Annotated in this window: 18 protein-coding genes; 13 read left to right on the forward strand and 5 right to left on the reverse strand. The window is 58.7% G+C overall.

The features are described 5' to 3' along the window. Window positions 1-6: 6 nt before the first annotated feature. Entirely contained in the window at window positions 7-930 is a 924-nt protein-coding gene (locus AC3GOJ_RS01395) for a hypothetical protein (protein WP_488235658.1), read from the reverse strand. A 51-nt stretch (window positions 931-981) separates the two neighbouring features. Here AC3GOJ_RS01395 and def point away from each other — a divergent pair, with 51 nt between their 5' ends. The 3 genes from def (at window position 982) to htpX (ending at window position 3,378) form a co-directional block, all read left to right on the forward strand. Next, window positions 982-1,485, forward strand: a complete 504-nt coding sequence (def, locus tag AC3GOJ_RS01400; protein ID WP_488235659.1) for a peptide deformylase — start codon at window positions 982-984, stop codon at window positions 1,483-1,485. Then, on the forward strand, window positions 1,482-2,414 hold the full coding sequence (fmt, locus tag AC3GOJ_RS01405) for a methionyl-tRNA formyltransferase (RefSeq protein WP_488235660.1): 933 nt from the start codon (window positions 1,482-1,484) through the stop codon (window positions 2,412-2,414). Before def ends, fmt begins: the two co-directional genes overlap by 4 nt. 115 nt (window positions 2,415-2,529) lie before the next feature. After that, window positions 2,530-3,378 carry a zinc metalloprotease HtpX gene (gene htpX / locus AC3GOJ_RS01410; protein WP_488235708.1) on the forward strand — a complete coding sequence of 283 codons (849 nt, stop codon included), beginning with the start codon at window positions 2,530-2,532 and terminating at the stop codon, window positions 3,376-3,378. A gap of 2 nt (window positions 3,379-3,380) precedes the next feature. Here the strand turns inward: htpX and AC3GOJ_RS01415 are convergent, their stop codons facing one another. Continuing rightward, window positions 3,381-4,355, reverse strand: a complete 975-nt coding sequence (locus tag AC3GOJ_RS01415; protein ID WP_488235661.1) for a S1/P1 nuclease — start codon at window positions 4,353-4,355, stop codon at window positions 3,381-3,383. A gap of 53 nt (window positions 4,356-4,408) precedes the next feature. Between AC3GOJ_RS01415 and rsmB the strand changes: the two genes are divergently transcribed. The 6 genes from rsmB to AC3GOJ_RS01445 all read left to right on the forward strand — a co-directional run bounded on the left by rsmB (window position 4,409) and on the right by AC3GOJ_RS01445 (window position 13,267). Continuing rightward, the gene (gene rsmB, locus AC3GOJ_RS01420; RefSeq protein ID WP_488235662.1) at window positions 4,409-5,824 is read left to right on the forward strand and encodes a 16S rRNA (cytosine(967)-C(5))-methyltransferase RsmB; all 1,416 of its coding nucleotides are present in this window, start codon (window positions 4,409-4,411) and stop codon (window positions 5,822-5,824) included. Then, a complete protein-coding gene (locus tag AC3GOJ_RS01425; RefSeq protein WP_488235663.1) occupies window positions 5,821-6,405 on the forward strand; it encodes a DUF4390 domain-containing protein in 585 nt (194 codons plus the stop codon). Before rsmB ends, AC3GOJ_RS01425 begins: the two co-directional genes overlap by 4 nt. After that, entirely contained in the window at window positions 6,405-8,561 is a 2,157-nt protein-coding gene (locus AC3GOJ_RS01430) for a sensor histidine kinase (protein WP_488235664.1), read from the forward strand. The genes AC3GOJ_RS01425 and AC3GOJ_RS01430 overlap by 1 nt, the downstream gene beginning before the upstream one ends. A gap of 1 nt (window position 8,562) precedes the next feature. Continuing rightward, window positions 8,563-9,861 (forward strand): sigma-54-dependent transcriptional regulator, encoded by a 1,299-nt coding sequence (locus tag AC3GOJ_RS01435; RefSeq protein ID WP_488235665.1) that lies wholly within the window; start codon window positions 8,563-8,565, stop codon window positions 9,859-9,861. Window positions 9,862-9,896: 35 nt separating this feature from the next. Next, window positions 9,897-10,970 carry a uroporphyrinogen decarboxylase gene (hemE, locus tag AC3GOJ_RS01440; RefSeq protein WP_488235666.1) on the forward strand — a complete coding sequence of 358 codons (1,074 nt, stop codon included), beginning with the start codon at window positions 9,897-9,899 and terminating at the stop codon, window positions 10,968-10,970. Window positions 10,971-11,176: 206 nt separating this feature from the next. Beyond that, complete coding sequence (locus tag AC3GOJ_RS01445) at window positions 11,177-13,267, forward strand: primosomal protein N' (protein ID WP_488235667.1); 2,091 nt, start codon at window positions 11,177-11,179, stop codon at window positions 13,265-13,267. 36 nt (window positions 13,268-13,303) lie between these two features. On the opposite strand, the gene pyrE is transcribed toward AC3GOJ_RS01445, so the two are convergent. Together pyrE and AC3GOJ_RS01455 are read right to left on the reverse strand one after the other, a co-directional pair. Further along, window positions 13,304-13,942, reverse strand: a complete 639-nt coding sequence (gene pyrE, locus AC3GOJ_RS01450) for an orotate phosphoribosyltransferase (RefSeq protein WP_488235668.1) — start codon at window positions 13,940-13,942, stop codon at window positions 13,304-13,306. Window positions 13,943-13,995: 53 nt separating this feature from the next. Continuing rightward, complete coding sequence (locus AC3GOJ_RS01455; protein WP_488235709.1) at window positions 13,996-14,877, reverse strand: NAD(P)-dependent oxidoreductase; 882 nt, start codon at window positions 14,875-14,877, stop codon at window positions 13,996-13,998. A gap of 101 nt (window positions 14,878-14,978) precedes the next feature. On the opposite strand from AC3GOJ_RS01455, the gene AC3GOJ_RS01460 reads away from it, so the two are divergent. From AC3GOJ_RS01460 to AC3GOJ_RS01475, 4 genes are all read left to right on the forward strand, one after another. Beyond that, window positions 14,979-15,767, forward strand: a complete 789-nt coding sequence (locus AC3GOJ_RS01460; RefSeq protein WP_488235669.1) for an exodeoxyribonuclease III — start codon at window positions 14,979-14,981, stop codon at window positions 15,765-15,767. 88 nt (window positions 15,768-15,855) lie between these two features. After that, entirely contained in the window at window positions 15,856-16,164 is a 309-nt protein-coding gene (locus tag AC3GOJ_RS01465) for an ElaB/YgaM/YqjD family protein (protein WP_488235670.1), read from the forward strand. Between the two features lie 17 nt (window positions 16,165-16,181). Continuing rightward, complete coding sequence (locus AC3GOJ_RS01470) at window positions 16,182-16,637, forward strand: phage holin family protein (protein WP_488235671.1); 456 nt, start codon at window positions 16,182-16,184, stop codon at window positions 16,635-16,637. Beyond that, entirely contained in the window at window positions 16,624-16,929 is a 306-nt protein-coding gene (locus AC3GOJ_RS01475; RefSeq protein ID WP_488235672.1) for a YqjK family protein, read from the forward strand. The genes AC3GOJ_RS01470 and AC3GOJ_RS01475 overlap by 14 nt, the downstream gene beginning before the upstream one ends. Here AC3GOJ_RS01475 and rfaQ read toward each other — a convergent pair. Further along, complete coding sequence (gene rfaQ / locus AC3GOJ_RS01480; protein ID WP_488235673.1) at window positions 16,910-18,052, reverse strand: putative lipopolysaccharide heptosyltransferase III; 1,143 nt, start codon at window positions 18,050-18,052, stop codon at window positions 16,910-16,912. The genes AC3GOJ_RS01475 and rfaQ overlap by 20 nt on opposite strands. Between the last annotated feature and the right edge of the window lie 4 nt (window positions 18,053-18,056).

The raw sequence follows: 18,056 nt of genomic DNA on the forward strand, positions 1-18,056 counted from the left end.
AAGGCCTTAGCGCTTGGAGGGCGCGTGGATTCGAACGAGATCACCGGGCTGGACCGCCTGCGAAAGTGCGTGAATCTGCACAATCGCCGTACTGTCGTAGGCTGCGACAACGCGCCCATCGGCCACTCGGTGGCCGGGTGTTTGTTCACGGTTGATGACAGGATTATCCTCGAAGACACTGTTGCTATCGTTTTTCGGGTCTTCAACGGCCTGGTCGAGTTTACGGCCAAAGGTCGAGGTGGCCGGTCGCCAGAGGGTCACTTGGCGGCCTTCGCCAAGTCCGGCCTGGCAGCCGCCCGAGACGACGACAAGCTCGCCCCGCGTGGCCATCAGGTCCATGTGGCTGGCCAAGGCGATGACTTCGGATGCCGGAGGCGGCGATATTGCAGCAGCGGCGCAGTGATCTGCGGACTGATATATAGCTTTGACCTCGGTCCGGGTCATGACGCTGTCGCCGCGCATGGTTTCTTGGTACAGCACATCAAGGCGCATCCAGTCGACATTGGTGGAAACCGGTTCGGCAATTTCGCGCGCACGTGCGGCCTCGCTCAGCGTATGGCCCTGGGCGACGGGTATTGCTAGGACCCCCAGGGTTTTGCCGCCAGGTGCGCGCAGCCGCAGGCCTTGTCGGATCACGGTGAGCGGCGTGTTGGGTGTAAAGGCATCGGAAGCTTCGCCGAGTTGAATGCGGATAATGCTGCGGGTGTCCATCATCCGCTGATTCAGCGTAGTTCCCGTGATCCGGGGCAGTGTGACGAAGGTGGCTTCCGGCACAATCAGCGGCAACGGCGGGGCCGCATGTACAAATGCGGATAAGCCACACAGTGCACATAGGGTGAGCACTGTCAGAACAAGCCGGTTGAATTTGAGACCCATCGCTATAATATTGACCTGAAAGCGCTGACCGATATGGTGGCGTATGACAAGCATAAATCAATTTCCACATCTGCAACGCAGATGTGTGCCACTCAGAGATGACGCATGGCCCTGCTCCCGATTCTGCGATTTCCCGATGAACGTCTGCGCACCGTCGCTAAGCCGGTGACGGTGTTTGATGCCGCTTTGCGCCAGCTGGTGGCGGATATGGCCGAGACCATGTACGAGGCACCGGGCATTGGTCTGGCCGCTACCCAGGTCAATGTGCACCAGCGTGTTGTGGTGATTGATGTCTCGGAAGATCAGAAATCACTCCAGGTCTTTATTAACCCGGTGATTGAATCCACCAGCGGTATGCAGACCTATGAAGAAGGCTGTCTCTCGGTGCCCGGCATTTACGATAAGGTGGATCGGCCCTCCGATGTGCGCGTGCGCTATCAGGACCTGGAGGGCAAAGCGCAGGTCCTTGCCACGGGTGATCTGTTGGCGATCTGTATTCAGCACGAGATTGATCATCTGAACGGCAAGGTATTTGTTGATCATCTGTCGCAGCTCAAACAGACGCGGATCAAGAACAAACTGGCCAAACTGGCCCGGCAGACGGTATGACCTTACGCGTGGGGTTCGCCGGAACACCGGCCTTTGCCGAGCAGGCTTTGCAGTTAATTCTGACGGCCGGTTTTGAGGTGGCGGTTGTGCTCACGCAACCGGATCGGCCTTCTGGCCGGGGAATGCAGCTGACCCCCTCGCCGGTTAAACAGTTGGCGTTGCAGCATGGCATACCCGTTGAACAACCGGTGTCGCTACGTAACGATGAAGCCCAGGCGCTGGTGCGCAGCTATAACCTCGATGTGCTGGTCGTTGTTGCCTACGGTTTGATCTTGCCGCAGGCGGTGCTGGATATGCCGCGCTACGGTTGCCTCAACATCCACGCCTCGTTGTTGCCGCGCTGGCGGGGTGCCGCACCGATTCACCGGGCGATTGAAGCGGGCGATCAGGAAACCGGTGTTTGCATCATGCAGATGGATGCGGGTCTGGATACGGGCGGCGTGGTCGATGCGGCACGCCTATTCATAGAACCGAGCGATACCACCGCGCTGCTCCATGATCGACTGGCCGCCCTGGGGGCCGAACGCATTGTCGCCATACTCCGAGCCCTGGCGTCAGGGAGGGCGCTGACAGCTACCCCGCAGCCGGAGGCGGGTGTCACCTATGCGCATAAGCTGGAAAAGCAGGAGTCCCTCCTGCAACTCACCCGAAGTGCTGCCGTACTGGATCGACAGATTCGTGCCTATAACCCTTTCCCTGGTGCCATACTCCATCTGGGTGATAAGCCCATCAAGATTTGGCGTGCCCATCAGGTTGCGGCCGAAGGTGAGCCCGGAGCGGTGCTGGCGACCGATGCCTCGGGCGTGGTGGTTGCCTGCGGTGAGGGGGCGTTGTGTCTCGAGGTGTTGCAGGCACCTGGCGGAAAACGCCTTGCTGCCGCTGATTTTCTGCGGGGTCATCCGATGCCGGTAGGTACTCGCCTCACTTGAAAACCGGGGATTGCTATCCATCTACATCGCGCTAAGCGTTTATTAAGCTGTGTTCCGCTTTAATGAGCGGCATGTCCAACAACGTTTTTGCATCGAGCGAGCATCAAGGAGAGGCATCATGGGTAACTGGTTTAAAACGACAATGCTGTTTGCCGCCATTCTGGCGCTGTTCATGATGATCGGCGGCCTGATTGGGGGGCGCCAAGGGATGCTGATGGCGCTGCTGATCGGCGGTGGCATGAACTTTTTTGCCTACTGGTTTTCAGACAAGATGGTGCTGCGCATGTATAACGCGCAGCCGGTCGATGAGACCTCCTCGCCTTATCTGTACAACATGGTTCACGATCTGGCCGGGCGTGCCGGCTTGCCGATGCCGCGCGTTTATCTGATTGATGAAGCGCAACCCAACGCCTTTGCGACCGGCCGTAATCCGGAAAACGCGGCCGTGGCTGCCACCACCGGCATCGTCAGCCTACTCAGCGAGCGCGAGTTACGTGGGGTGATGGCGCATGAGCTGGCCCATGTGAAGCACCGCGATATTCTGACTTCCACGATTGCCGCCACACTGGCGGGTGCTATTTCTGCGCTGGCCAACTTCGCTATGTTCTTTGGCGGGCGGGACGAAGAAGGGCGCCCGGCCAATGCCGTGGTCAGCATTATTGTGGCGATCATTGCCCCGTTGGCAGCTGCCTTGATCCAGATGGCTATTTCACGGGCGCGTGAGTTTGAAGCAGATCGGGGGGGTGCCGAGATCAGCGGTGATCCGTTGGCATTGGCCAGCGCCCTGGGCAAAATTGATGCCTATGCCCGTGGTATTCCTTTCCCGACGGCTGAGGCACATCCTGCCACCGCACAGATGATGATCATGAATCCGCTGGCCGGTGGGGGTATTGATACGCTGTTCTCGACGCATCCTAAAACGGCGGAACGTATTGCCCGCTTGGAGGCAATGGCTCGCAGTTAAACTCACTGCCGGAGTGCTTGTGTAACCACGTGCGCTAGACGTCGGGCGGCCAGTGCCAGGCGGGTTCGCGTGATGTCGCGGCCTTCCAGCCAGTAATCCTGGCGGATGATAAAGGTGCCTTGGACGTCATCATTGGGGGTCAATCCCGGGTAAACGTGATCACGGGCAATCACAAAGGATTCTTCAATCCACGAACGCGATTGCGTGATGATGACCGAATGAGGAATCTCTGCTGCCTGGAGCGTCAGTCGACTGACCTCCTTGTCAAAACGGCTGCTGCCGGGCGGGGCATGGCCGGGCAGTTCATCCCACCAGCGATGCAGGCTTAGCGGGTCCGGCGGGCGACGCCCAGCATCGACCACGGTGACCGTGTTGCCTCCGGCATCAAGCTGGCCTGGCCGGAGAGGGTCGGTACGGCTGGCCGTATGGAGTGGTTGATGAGCATCCGCGATCAGATGACTGACCCAAGCCAGCGCCACGGCGCGAACCTCGCTGGGTTGTGCGGGGTTGGCCAGTAAGCGCAGTTGATCGTCCAGTGCCTGCTCCAGAAGTCCGTGCACCGGTTGCTGATGAAATGGCAATGCCACATTGCGATCCGCAAAATGCCAGCGTCGGGTGGCTTGGCCCGTGCGCGCGCGTTCGATCCATTGGCGCATGGTTGCCGGAGGTGCGAGGTTCTCGCTGCTGTCGGTTTGATCCCGTAATTCGTCGGGCCAGAGCGTTGCAGCCATCCAGGCGGCTTCTCCAGTGACATCACGTGTATTCGGCATGATCCGCTGTCGTGCCAGCAAATCACTCACCTGTTGTCGGGTTGCCGGGCTGAGGTTTGACCAGGCAACGGCAATCACCTCGCGGTGTCCAGTGGTATTCCAGGCCCAGCTTGGCAGACTGAACAGGCAGAAACCTCCGAGAAGGCACCTTAGGCACACCCGCCGAAAGCGACGAACGAAACTGAATGGAAGATAGCGCGGCCTCATGCGCAGATTATGCCTCTAGTTGGTGTTGTAAACATGCTACACTCAAAACAATAATGAACCGCTCATCAACCACCTTACGTCTGCCCAAAACGCCGGCCCGTCAGCGGGATCGTGTATCGGGTATTTCGCCAACGCGTCGTCCACCGCCGCCGGCGCCTCGGGCACCCAAGACGCTGGCCCCGGATTCGCTGGCCTGGGCAATGCAGACTGCCGCCGCCTGTGTCACGGATGTGATTGCCTTTGGGCGTAGCCTGACAGTGGTGCTGAGTGAGTTGCGTCAGCGGGATCTGCCAGCTCATGCCGTGCGGGCGCAAGCCATCGATCTGGCCTATGCCACTTTGAGACGTTATCGTCGTGCGGATATCGAGCTATCAGTCTTGCTGGATCGACCGACGGCAGAAGATGAGCTGCGTAATTTGCTGCGCGTGGCGCTGTGCTGGCTGGAGATGCATCCTGATCGGGCGCATGTGGGGGTCGATCAGGCGGTGGAAGCGGCCGCGATGATGTCTGGTGGGCGTTACCGTGGATTTGTGAATGCTATTTTACGGCGGGCACTGCGTGAGCGTGCACACCTAGACCAAACTATTGCCCGTGAGGCTGAAGCGACCTGGCAACACCCACAATGGTGGTTGAATCGCCTGCAGGAAGATTGGCCGGCGCAATGGCAGGCCATCGTTGCGGGCGGCAACCGTAAACCGCCCATGGGGCTGCGCGTCAATCCGCTGGCGACAACGCCCGATACCTATGCTGCGCAATTAGCGGCGGCGGAGATTGCGTTACAAGACCGGATGCCGGAGGACGGCCCGGATGCCTTACTGCTGGCACAGCCCCGGCCGGCCGAAACCTTGCCGGGTTTTGCTGCCGGGCTGGTCTCGATACAGGACATCGGTGCGCAGCAGGCGGCGCGGCTGCTTAATGTACAACCGGGGATGCGGGTACTGGATGCCTGTGCCGCACCGGGCGGCAAAGCCGTGCATCTGCTGCAATCAGCCGCGATTTCTTTGATCGCAGTGGAGGCAGATCGTGAGCGCTGTGCGGCGTTGACGCGGGCGCTTGATCCCGCTCGCTTTCCCGCTGATCGGGCCGTTCAAGTGATTTGCGCCGATGCTACAGAGACATTAGCCAGCTGGGCCAAGCGACCTTTTGACGCCATTCTGCTGGATGCCCCCTGCTCCGGTTCCGGTGTGGCTGGCCGGCACCCGGATGCCAAGTGGTTGCGCCGCGATGAAGATATTTATGCGCTCGCTCGCACGCAGAAACGACTATTGAAAGCCATGTGGCCATTACTCAAACCGGGTGGACGGCTGCTCTACGGGACCTGCTCGGTATTTGCCCAAGAAAACCAGCAACAGATTGCCCGTTTTCTCGAACAGCATCCGGACGCCCGGTTGGTATCGCAACAGCACCTGTTGCCGGATGCTCGCCATGATGGGTTCTTCTATGCCTTGCTGAGCAAGGACGCAAAATGACGACCCGGCGCCACTTCCTTCGGATGGGGTGCCTGACCGTGCTTGGGCTAATGTGGCCTATGGCCAGTGCGCAGGCCGGTGCCGATATCCGCCAAGTGACTTTAACCGTGGGTGACGACACGCTGGTGCTGACGGGCACCTTTGGCCTACAGCTCTCTCCTGCGCTCACGGATGCCGTCAACCACGGGATTCCGCTGGTTTTCCAGATCGAGAGCCAAATAAGACGCCCACGCTGGTATTGGGTCGATGAAGCGCTCTTTACCGCCCATGCGGATCGTCGTTTGACCTATAACGCACTCGTCAGAAATTACCGGGTCAGCGATGGCCAGGAAGGTCGCAACTTTCAGAACCTGCCGGATGCGCTTGATTACGTGGCGCGGCCGGTAAGCTGGATGGTGCCCGCGGGCCGCCTGCGCAGTGGTGAGCCGGTAGAGACCCTGATACGTTTTCGTCTGGATCCGGCCTTCTTGCCTAAACCTTTTCAGGTTGTGTCGTTTGGTGATCGCGATTGGCGACTGGACAGCGACTGGCGGACATTCCGTGTGACGGTGCCGGCTATCAGCGCAACGGGAGTCAGGTAATGCGTCTGGCCCTGTTCATCATGATGTTGGTTTCCGTGGCGCTGCTGTTTCTGCTCACGCAGGCGGCATTGAATACGGACTTTTTCGCACGACACTATGGCTGGCTGGTTGGCTTGAATATCCTGCTCGGGTTGGCAATGGTGCTGGTCATCGCGCGGCAGCTATTCCGCTTGTGGCGGGACCACCGGCAGCAGGTTTTTGGTGCCCGTCTCAAGTTCCGTTTGATGCTGATGCTGGCGATTATGGCACTGGTGCCGGGCGCGCTGATTTATGCCGTCTCGGTGCAATTTGTGACTCGCAGTATCGAAAGCTGGTTTGATGTGCGTGTGGAGCAGGCCTTGGAGGCCGGTTTGAATCTGGGTCGTGACGCGTTGGAAGGTGTGACCGTGGGGCTGGTATCGACCACACGTGATGCGGCGCTGGCGATTGCCCAACGGGGGTCTTCGCAGGCTCCCGCTGTGCTGGACAAACTGAAGCAGGTGACCGGTGCACAGTCGACGACTTTGCTGCAGGTCAGCGGAAACCGGATCGAGGTGCTGGCAACGACGCAGGCCCGGGGTGAATCACCGGTATTGCCGTTACCCGGTCAGGTGGCCGAAGCACGTAAAAACGGCGCATTCTCCGCGATTGAAGCCGATGGCACCGGTCTGCCGGTCTTAAGAGCGCTGGTGGCACTCCCGGCCCCAGTCGGCTATGCCGAGCACCGTCTACTGGAGGTCGTGGTGCCAGTACCGGCCAAGCTGGCCAGTGATTCCGAAGCCGTGCAGTCGGTTTATCGGGAATATCGTGAGCTGGAGTTGGCGCGCGAAGGGTTGACCCGACTCTATGCTCTGACGCTCACGTTGACATTACTGCTGGCGCTGGCAGCAGCCTTTAGTGCGGCCTTTATTCTGGCCCGTCGTTTTACGGCACCGCTCACAATTCTGGCCGAGGGCACACAGGCCGTTGCCGCCGGCGACTTTTCTCCCAAACAAACGGTGGTGAGCCACGATGAGCTGGGCATTCTGACTCAGTCGTTTAACCGCATGACCTTCCAGTTGCGCGAAGCCCATACCGAGACGGAGCGTCACCGGGCAGATCTGGAGCGCGCCCGCGCCTATCTGCAGGAAGTGCTGGATAACCTCTCGGCGGGGGTGCTGGCGTTTGACCGGCGTTTTGTCCTGAAAGCCGTTAATGGTGCCGCGGGCAGATTACTGGCGGAAGATTGGGTGGGTTTGCTCTCCGAGCCGCTGGAAGGTTGGCCGCGCCAGGAGCAGTTGGCACGAACGATCCGTGATGGTTTTGCCCATCATGGGGATATGGCATGGCAACTGGAAGTCGAACGCGTGCTACCCAATGGCCGTAAACAGCAACTGATGGTGCATGGGTCCGAATTGCCGGAACCCTCGGGGGGCGGTTACGTGGTCGTGTTTGATGACATCACTGAACTCATTGCCGCTCAACGGGCGACCGCCTGGGGTGAAGTGGCTCGGCGCCTGGCCCACGAAATCAAAAATCCGCTGACACCGATTCAGCTGGCTGCCGAACACCTGGAACACAAACTCGTCTCCCGTCTGCCGGAGACCGATGCCGACATGCTGCAGCGATCGACGCGAACCATCGTTAACCAGGTGCAGGCCATGAAGCACATGGTCGATAGTTTCCGAGACTACGCCCGGCTACCACCGGCTAATCTGATGGCGTTGGATTTGAACGCGCTGATACAGGAGCTGCTGGTGCTCTATGAAGCTTCCGCGACACCCATTCGTGCTGATCTAGCAAATGCGCTGCCTCGAATTAAGGGGGATCCAGCGCAACTGCGGCAGATTATTCATAACCTGATTCGTAACGCCCAAGATGCCACGGAAGGTCTGGCGGGTGCCTGGATCGAGGTGTCGACACGTACGCTAGGCAAGCAGGTCGAACTGCTGATTGCCGATACGGGGGCGGGCTTCCCTTCCGAGATGATGGCTAATGCCTTCGAACCATATGTCACGACTAAACCCAAAGGCACGGGGCTGGGCTTGCCGATCGTCAAAAAGATTATCGAAGAGCACGGTGGAAAAATAACGTTGGCCAATCGAGACACTGGGGGTGCCGAAATTCGTATTGTTCTGCAAGCGGCAGACAATGGCGGCACCTCTCCATCTGAAACATTGAAATCGGTAGGAGCCTGATATGGCAGAAATACTGGTAGTTGATGACGAGGTCGGTATCCGGGAATTGCTCTCGGAAATTCTGGCTGATGAAGGGCACAGCGTTGTTGTTGCCGAGAACGCAACACGCGCTCGCGAGCTGCGCGGTTCGCGCCGCCCGGATCTGGTGCTGCTCGATATCTGGATGCCGGATGCCGACGGGATTTCGTTGCTCAAGGAGTGGTCAGCCAATGGCTTGCTGACCATGCCGGTCGTGATGATGTCCGGTCATGGGACGATTGATACGGCGGTTGAGGCCACCCGTATCGGGGCGGTAGACTTCCTCGAAAAGCCGATCGCCCTGCAGAAGCTGCTGGCGACGGTTAAAAAATGTCTGAAACCGGATGCCTCAGCCACACGCCAGAATTACGCGGTTGAATCCCTCCTGCAGATCGGGCTTCTCAAGAAATTCGGTCAGCGGATCGCACAGTCGGCCAAGCATTCGCCGATCCTGTTTTTGCGCGGTGCGCAGGGTCTCATCGCGGAGGTTGGGGCGCGCAGTCTTCTGGCGCCGCATGCCCCTTGGCTTAACCTGTCTCAGGAAAGCCGGGCCATCACCCAGGAAATGCTGGAGCAGCATGCAGGTGGCGTACTGTTCCTGCCGGAATTGTTTGGTGCCGGTCGCATGACCCAGATGAATCTGGGCTTTGTGCTGGATCGTTTGGCCAAATACCGGTTGACACTGGTGGTGGCCAGCAGCGCATCCACCGAGCAGATTGTCGACAGTGGTGTTGATGCCGCACTGGTACAACGCGTCAGCGATGTCTGGGTTGGATTGCCCGCCTTGTCTGAATCGGCCAGTGACTTGCCGGAGCTATTGCCCGCCTTGCTGACCTTGCTCTGTGAGCAGGGCAATATCCCGCACCGCTATATGGCGCCGGATGCACTGAATATTCTGCGGCAGAAACACTGGAACGGTGGTGATGGTGGCTGGGGCGCGCTCTTGGGGACCCTGAAGAATCTGGCATTGAATGCGCTGGAAGAAACCATCAGTCGTCAGGACGTGGATGCGTTGCTACAGTCGGTGGCGGAGCCCGAGCCGGAAAAAATGGCCGAGGATACGGATGGCTCATTGGCCGAGTTCTACGATATGCCGTTGAAAGATGCACGAGATGCCTTTGAACGGCTCTACCTGACGCATCACATTGCACGTAGCAACGGCAACATGACCCGGGTGGCCGAGCAGAGTGGCCTTGAGCGGACGCACCTGTACCGAAAATTTAAACAGTTGGGTATCACGCTGGAGCGACGCGATAGCGTTTCCAACGGTGCTGGCAATTAAGTATTTATTCATTATCTGAAAAAATTGGAGTGAACGTGTCCCGTCCCCGTAATGATCTTTTTCTACGTGCTCTCTTGAAAGAACCGACTGAAACGACGCCTGTCTGGTTGATGCGTCAGGCCGGCCGCTACCTGCCGGAGTATCGTGAAACACGGAAACGTGCCGGCAGTTTCCTGGGGCTGTGCAAGAATCCGGCCTACGCCTGCGAAGTGACTTTACAGCCGCTGGCCCGTTATGATTTAGACGCGGCGATTCTGTTTTCAGACATTCTGACCGTGCCTGATGCGATGGGTCTGGGACTGTACTTTTCCGAAGGCGAAGGCCCCAAATTCGAACGTCCGCTGCGTGACGAATGGGAAATCCGCAATCTCTGCGTGCCTGATCCGCATGATCAGCTGCGCTACGTGATCGATGCCGTTGCCGAAATCCGTAAGGCGCTGGATAACAGTGTGCCGCTCATCGGGTTTTCGGGTAGTCCGTGGACACTCGCCTGTTACATGGTGGAGGGCGGTGCTTCGGATGATTACGCCCGTATCAAATCCATGCTCTATGACCGACCGGATCTGATGCACAAGATTCTGGATGTCACCACCGAATCGGTGATTCAATATCTGAATGCCCAGATCGAAGCCGGTGCCCAAGCGGTGATGATTTTTGATTCCTGGGGCGGCACGCTGGCGGAAGGGGCGTTCCATGAGTTTTCTCTGAACTACATGAAACGGATTATTGCCGGTCTGCACAAGACCTGGGAAGGCGAGCGCATTCCGTCAATCGTCTTTACCAAGGGCGGCGGCCTCTGGCTCGAGGTATTGGCTGATACCGGTGCCGATGGTCTGGGTCTGGACTGGACGATTGATATCGGTAAGGCCCGCGCCCGCGTTGGTGATCGGGTCGCGCTGCAGGGGAATCTGGACCCCACCATACTGCGTGCCGGCCCGGAAGCTGTCGCTCGCGAAGCGGAAAAAGTGCTGCGTAGCTTCGGTCCGGCTGATACCGGGCATGTCTTTAATCTGGGGCATGGCATTTCCCAGTTCACCCCGCCGGAAAATGTGTCCGTCCTCGTGGATACGGTCCATTCGGTGGGTCGTGCCTTGCGGGCAGGGCAATAAGTTACCCCGTGCGAAAGACCCGAGTGCGTGCCCGAGTTGGTGCCATATCCATAGCCGCTTTTTACCTGTCAAGTCGGCTGACTCGGGTCGGTTACCCACAAAGTTATCCACAACGCAGAATCGCCGATTTATTATTTTTTAACAGAGGGTTGCGCGTTTTGTCAGAGAACTCTGTTAAGAAATATCCGCTAACGCGTGAATAAGTGATGTCGGCGGATAAACCCCTTATACATCAGGGTGCTGCGTGGCGATTGCGCGTGGCGATTGATGCCCCGCTCACGGCCAATTTTGATTATCTGGCACCACCCGATACTTTACCGACGGATGTCGGTTTACGGGTCGTTGTGCCCTTTGGGTCTGGCCGGCGGGTCGGACTGATTATGGCGGTTTTGCCGCTAGAAGGCACGGAAGCGCCGGATGCGCCACCCATCGGGCAACTCAAAGCGGCAGAAGTGATTCTGCGCGATTTGCCGCCCTTGCCGACGGATTGGGTGAATCTTTGCCTGTTTGCGGCAAGTTACTACCAGGCAGCACCAGGTGAGGCCTTGCTGCAAGCCATTCCCACCGGATTGCGTCAACCGGATCCGACCAAACGGCGGGTCCCAAAATCTGCAGCAACAAGTATGCCTGCGCGCGGGGCTGGGCCGGCGCTGACGGCATGCCAACAGGTGGTGCTCACCGAGTTGTTCGGCCGGCTCGCCGGTTATTCCGCTAATCTGTTGTTCGGTATTACCGGCTCTGGTAAAACAGAGGTCTACCTACGCCTCATTGAAGCCGTGCTGGCGCAGAATCAGCAAGTGTTGTTACTGGTGCCGGAAATTAATCTGACCCCCTTGCTCGAAGCGCGGGTGGCGCAGCGCTTCCCGGATATCCCGGTGGTCAGCCTGCATAGCGAAGTGACCGAGGCGGCGCGCGCCCGGCATTTTGCCGCCGCCTTAAGCGGTGAGGCGCGCATTGTGATCGGTACCCGGCTGGCTGTCTTTACCCCCATGCCGACGCTGGGGCTGATCATCGTCGATGAAGAGCACGATCCTGCCTATAAACAACTGGAGGGCATGCGCTATCATGCCCGCGATCTGGCCGTCTGGCGTGCGCATCAACGAGGGGTGCCGATATTGCTGGGCTCGGCCACGCCCTCTCCGGAAAGCTGGGCGAATGTGCAGAGCGGTCGGTACCAGCGACTGGATCTGCCAGAGCGCGCGCATGCCGAAGCCGTGCTGCCGGAAGTCACCTTGCTCGACACCCGGCACCTGACGCTGGAAGAGGGCCTGTCGGCTCAGTTGCTAGATGAACTGGCGCAAGGGCTTGCAGCGGGTGAACAGAGTCTGCTGTTTATTAACCGCCGTGGTTACGCCCCGGTACTGACCTGCACCGCCTGCGGCTGGATTTCCAATTGCCGTCGTTGTGCCGCACACCGGGTGGTGCACCGCCAGGATCGTTCTCTGCGTTGTCATCATTGTGGCGATACCTCGCCCATTCCACGGCAGTGTCCGGATTGTGGCAATGCCGATCTCAGGCCCCTCGGACGTGGGACGCAGCGGGTGGAAGAGGCGTTGCAGGCGCATTTTCCGCAAGCCCGCATTCTGCGGGTGGATCGCGATGTCGCCACGACCCGCAAACAATGGGAGGCGCTGGAGGCACAGATCCGGTCGCAGGATGTTGATATTCTGGTGGGTACGCAGATGCTGGCCAAGGGCCATGATTTTCCGGCACTGACACGTGTCGGCGTGGTGGGTGCCGATGCCGGACTTTTTGCCGCCGACTGGCGTGCACCGGAACGGTTGTTTGCACAACTGATGCAGGTGGCGGGCCGGGCCGGACGGGCGGATCGTCCGGGGCGGGTGATCGTGCAGACCGAGCATCCGGGCCATCCACTGTATCAGTGCCTGCTCCGGCACGATGTGCCGGCATTTCTGGATCTGGAGTTGAGCGAGCGGCAGCGCGCCGGCTTTCCGCCCTATGCAGCGCAAGCCATCGTGCGCGCCGAAGCCAAGTACCTGGATACCGTTTTAACATTCTTGCAGGGTATTCGAGAACTGGTGCCGATGACCGAGCACCCGGACGTGTTTATCTACGATCCGGTGCCCATGCGTATGGTTCGCCTGGCAGGGCGTGAACGGGGACAGTTGCTGGTTGAGTCCCCCAGCCGTCTGGCGCTGCAGACTTTTCTGAATGACTGGTTGCCCCGCATTGGACAGAGAAAGACGGCAGCTAAGCCTACCGCACAGCGTACGACACGCGGTCATGCATCGGGTGGGTTGCGCTGGGCCGTGGAGGTGGATCCGCTGGAGTGCTAGTTCGACCAGACCAGCGGTTAACCGGGTAGGAGCGTGTTAAATACCGTACTGCTCACGATACGCAGCGACCGCCGGACGGTGACTGGCCAGTTCTGCATTATCCTTGAGGAAATCGAGGAGGTCGGCCAGGTTGGCGATGGCAATCACCGGGATGCCGTAAGAAGCCGAGACTTCCTGAACGGCAGACAATGCATCCGTGCCACGTTCCATGCGGTCCAATGCAATCAGTACACCCGCTGGTGTGGCGCCCTGATTGCGGATCAGTTCCACGGATTCGCGTACCGAGGTGCCAGCCGAGATGACATCATCGACAATCAGAACGCGGCCTTGGAGCTGGGCGCCGACAATCGTGCCGCCTTCGCCATGGTCCTTGGCTTCTTTCCGGTTAAACGCATACGGAAAGTTGTGACCTTGCTGCGCCAGAATCACGGAGATCGCGGCGACCAGAGGAATGCCCTTGTAGGCGGGTCCGAACAGCATGTCGAAAGGTACCGCGGATTCCATGGCACGACCGGCATAAAACTCGGCGAGCTTGGCCAATGCGGCACCATCCTGAAACAGGCCCGAGTTAAAGAAATAAGGCGAGAGACGCCCGGCCTTGGTTTTGAACTCGCCAAAACGCAGAACGTTCTGGTCCAGGGCAAATCGGATGAAATCGTGGCTCAGTGACGACATGGTGCAAAACTCTCTGTAATGACAACAAACGGCTCTATTATCTCAAACAACCCCTAATCTGTTTTCTGACCAGAGAGTTGTTCCAGCAGTTTGAGAATGGCAATAGAGTCTTCTTCCCCCATTCCCGTGCCGACCATGGCTTTGAACATCTGGGCCGTGGCCGCGGAGGCCGGCAGATAGAGGCCCAGATCGTGGGCCGTCTGCATAACGATGTTCATATCCTTTTCATGCATCCAGCTCTTGAAGCCCGGCTTGAAGTTGCGATCCAGCATGCGTTGGCCATGATTTTCCAGAATCTTCGATCCAGCAAATCCTCCGAGCAGTGCCGCGCGGACTTTAGCCGGGTCTGCCCCGTTTTTCCTGGCAAACGCAAATGCCTCGGCGACCGCCAATACGCCAATACCCGTCAGAATCTGATTGGCGGCCTTGGCCACCTGGCCAGCGCCTGAGGCGCCGATATGGACGATATTTTTACCCATACAGGCAAATAGCGGTTGTACTTTGCCGAATGCTACTGGATCACCGCCCACCATGATGGATAGCGTGCCGGCAATGGCACCAACCTCACCGCCGGATACCGGCGCATCCAGAAAAATAATGTGCTGATCAAACAGTGCCTTGCCGATGCTTCTGGCGGCTGCCGGCGGGATGGTGCTCATATCGACGGCGATCAAGTCGGCGTGAGCACCTTGGGCCACGCCGTGCACACCCAACATGACTTCATGCACATCCGGCGCGTCGGCCACCATGGAAAACACCACGTCTGATACCGCGGCAACCGCTGCCGGGCTATCTTCCGGTGCCGCGCCCGCTTCCAGCAATGGTGTCATAGACTCGGGGCGGCGCGCCCACACAGTCACTGTATGACCTGCCTTGAGCAGATTCAGGGCCATCGGGCGACCCATGATGCCCAGACCGACAAAACCGACACGCATGAACAACTCCTTGAGGTTTTTTAGCAGAAGCATAGCGCTTCCTACGCATTCTGGCCGGTAGTCATTAAAATGAGCAACCTTTACTTTGATCGAGTCTTTTTATGCGAGTCATTTCCGCCAATCTGAATGGCATCCGCTCGGCCTGGAAAAAGGGATTTGCCCAATGGCTCGCCGGCCAGCAAGCCGATGCCGTCTGCACTCAGGAAGTGCGCGCTACGCTCAAAGACATGGCCAAGGACGGCACCATGGAAAACCCCGCCGGGCTGACGGGCTACTGGCACCTGGCAGAGCGACCCGGGTATAGCGGTGTCGGTATCTGGAGCGCACATATCCCAACGCAGATCACACAGGGGATTGGCCATCCGGATTTTGATGCCGAAGGCCGTTATCTGGAGCTGGATCTTGGAATGGTGACGGTAGTCTCGCTGTATCTGCCCTCGGGTTCTAGCTCTCCGGAGCGCCAGGTGGCCAAATTCCATTTCATGGACGAGTTTCTACCGCGCATGAAAGCGCTGAAGGATTCCGGACGTGAAGTCATCGTGTGTGGTGACTGGAATATTGCGCACAAGGAACAGGATCTGAAGAACTGGAAATCAAACCAGAAGAACTCCGGGTTTTTGCCGGAAGAACGCGCCTGGATGAGTCGACTGCTCGACGAGCTGGGTTGGGTCGATGTTTACCGTGCATTGCATCCGGATACCACGGCCGAGTGTTATACGTGGTGGAGTAATCGCGGCCAGGCCTATGCCAACAATGTCGGTTGGCGGATCGATTACCAAATCGCTACGCCCGGTATTGCTGCAAAAGCGACACAGGCCTGCGTCTACAAAGGTGAAAAATTCTCCGATCATGCACCGTTGATTATTGATTACGACATTGCGTTGTCATGATGCACGATTGCAAGAAAGTAACCTTAAGCGTAGGCTAAGTCGAGGGTTGCACAATATCCCCTCGTGAACACACTTTGAAAGGATTCACATGTCGAACACTGCTGCCTCCAAAGAAAAACTGGTTGCCGATCTGAAGCTGGTTGTTGCTGATACCGAAGAACTACTGCGTGCCACCGCCGGCCAGGCGGGTGAGAAGGTCACCGAGCTGCGTAGCCGTCTGGAAAAGCGTCTGCAGGATGCCAAAGTCGCGCTGGTCGATGCACAGGCCTTTGCCACGGAAAAAGCTAAAGCGGCGGCTCATGCAACGGATGATTTCGTGCATGCCGAGCCGTGGAAGGCCGTCGGTATTGCGGCGGCACTGGGTCTGGCCCTGGGTGTGCTGATCGGCCGTCGTTAATCGGCAGGCGCAATCGGATGTCGTTATTTAATTCAGCCCGCGATCATGTTCGGCAGCTACTCGGGGTGGTGCAAACCCGTCTCGAATTGCTCGGGCTTGAACTGGCCGATGCCCGTGATCATCTGATTGCGCTTTTTGCGCTCACCGCGGTTGCGGTGTTTTTTTCCGGCGTTGCGGTTGTCACCCTGCTGGCCTGGTTGGTCTTGGCCAACTGGGAGCACCGCCTATTAATCCTCGGCATGGCCACGGCGCTCTTTGCCTTACTGGCACTCGTGGCCATCTGGCGTGCCAGCAAGCATGCTCAGGCCGGTGCCAATATTTTCTCGGACAGCCTGCAGGCCTTGCAGACAGATCGTGCCGCTCTGCGGCCGCCTACGGCAATGTCGGAATACACACCAGCAGCGGCCAGTGCCGCAGAGGCCTCCCAGCAAGAACCCCATATTCGCGATACCAGCAATGATGTCGGCGATTAACGTGCGTGCCATCCGGCGAGGTCGCTTACTGGAGCGCATCTCGCAACAGCGCAATGATCTTCGTACCGTGCTTGTACCCTTGGGCGATATGCTCAATACCGCGGATCAGGTCATGGATGGCGCAGAACGCACGCGGCGCTGGCTAAGGGCTAATCCACTGGCCGTCGGTTTGGGTTTGTTCGTACTCGTCATCTGGCGCCCGAAAGGGGCACTCAGACTGGCCAAAAACGGGGTTCTAGGGTGGCGCACCTGGCGTCTGGTACGCCGCAAACTCAGTGATTTTCTGGGCTGATTGACGCAGAATTCACGCACAGTAGCGGCACCATCACCGACCAGACCTGGTCCGCTGTGATACGGGTCAGGCACTCGCTGACTTTACCGCCACCGCAACCATCCAACCCACAGGGTCGGCAATTAAACTGTGCGCTGCGAGTGACCACCTGGTGAACACCTTCACGAGGCTGGCCCCAGGGGCCCCAGTGGCCTTCGCCCGAAGGACCGAACAGTGCTACCACCGGCGTCTGCATGGCGGCGGCAATATGCATCGGGGCGGAATCGACCCCGGCAAAGAGTTTGGCCTGTCCGGTCAGGGCAGCGAGTTCCTTCAGCGATAATGCACCGGCCAGACTGAGCGCGGGTGCTTCACCGCGCGCGGTCAATACCTGCTGAATCCGGTCAATCAGTTGTCCTTCTTTGTCGCCTGGGGCCGCTGTCAGCAATACCGGCCAGCCGGCAGTACGGATGCGGATAATGATTTCTGCCCAGCCTTCGGCCGTCCAGCATTTGAAATGCCAGCGTGATGGCGGATGCAAATGGACAAAGCCGCCTGGCTTCAGCCCTAGTGATTGCAGTCGCACCGCCACATGCGCGTCTGCATCCGCACCGGGTACCAGCGTCAGATGGCGTTTGTCGGCGGCGGGTTGAATGCCCAGGCGACGCAAGGCATCCAGGTTCTGCTCGACTACATGGCGGTGTCCATTACCCATGATCGGGGATACGAAATGCGTGAAGCTCTGTTTCCAGAAGCGACCGCGGCCATTGACCCGAGGCGCCACCGACCAGCGGGGTTTCAGCAGACGCGATAGCCAGCCACCCCGTGGGTGCTCGGTCAGGTGAATAATCAGATCGTACTGACGCGCTTTCATCTGGCTAAACAGGGCCCACTCTGCCGAACCCTGGCCGAGCAGTCCGAGTTTTTTCCAACCGCGATCAATGCAGTGCAACTTTGCCAGCGCTGGGTGCTCTGAGAGCATGTCTGCGGTATCTGCGTAGACCAGTGCATCAATCTCGGCCTGCGGTGCGGCGGCCTTGAGTGTCGTAAGTACGGGCGAGGCCAAGAGTACGTCACCGTGGTGGCGCAGCTTGGTCACAAGGACCCGACGGACTTGAGGAAGAGAAATAGCGTCAGCAGGCATGGCG

The organism is Fluviibacter sp., from assembly GCF_057744235.1.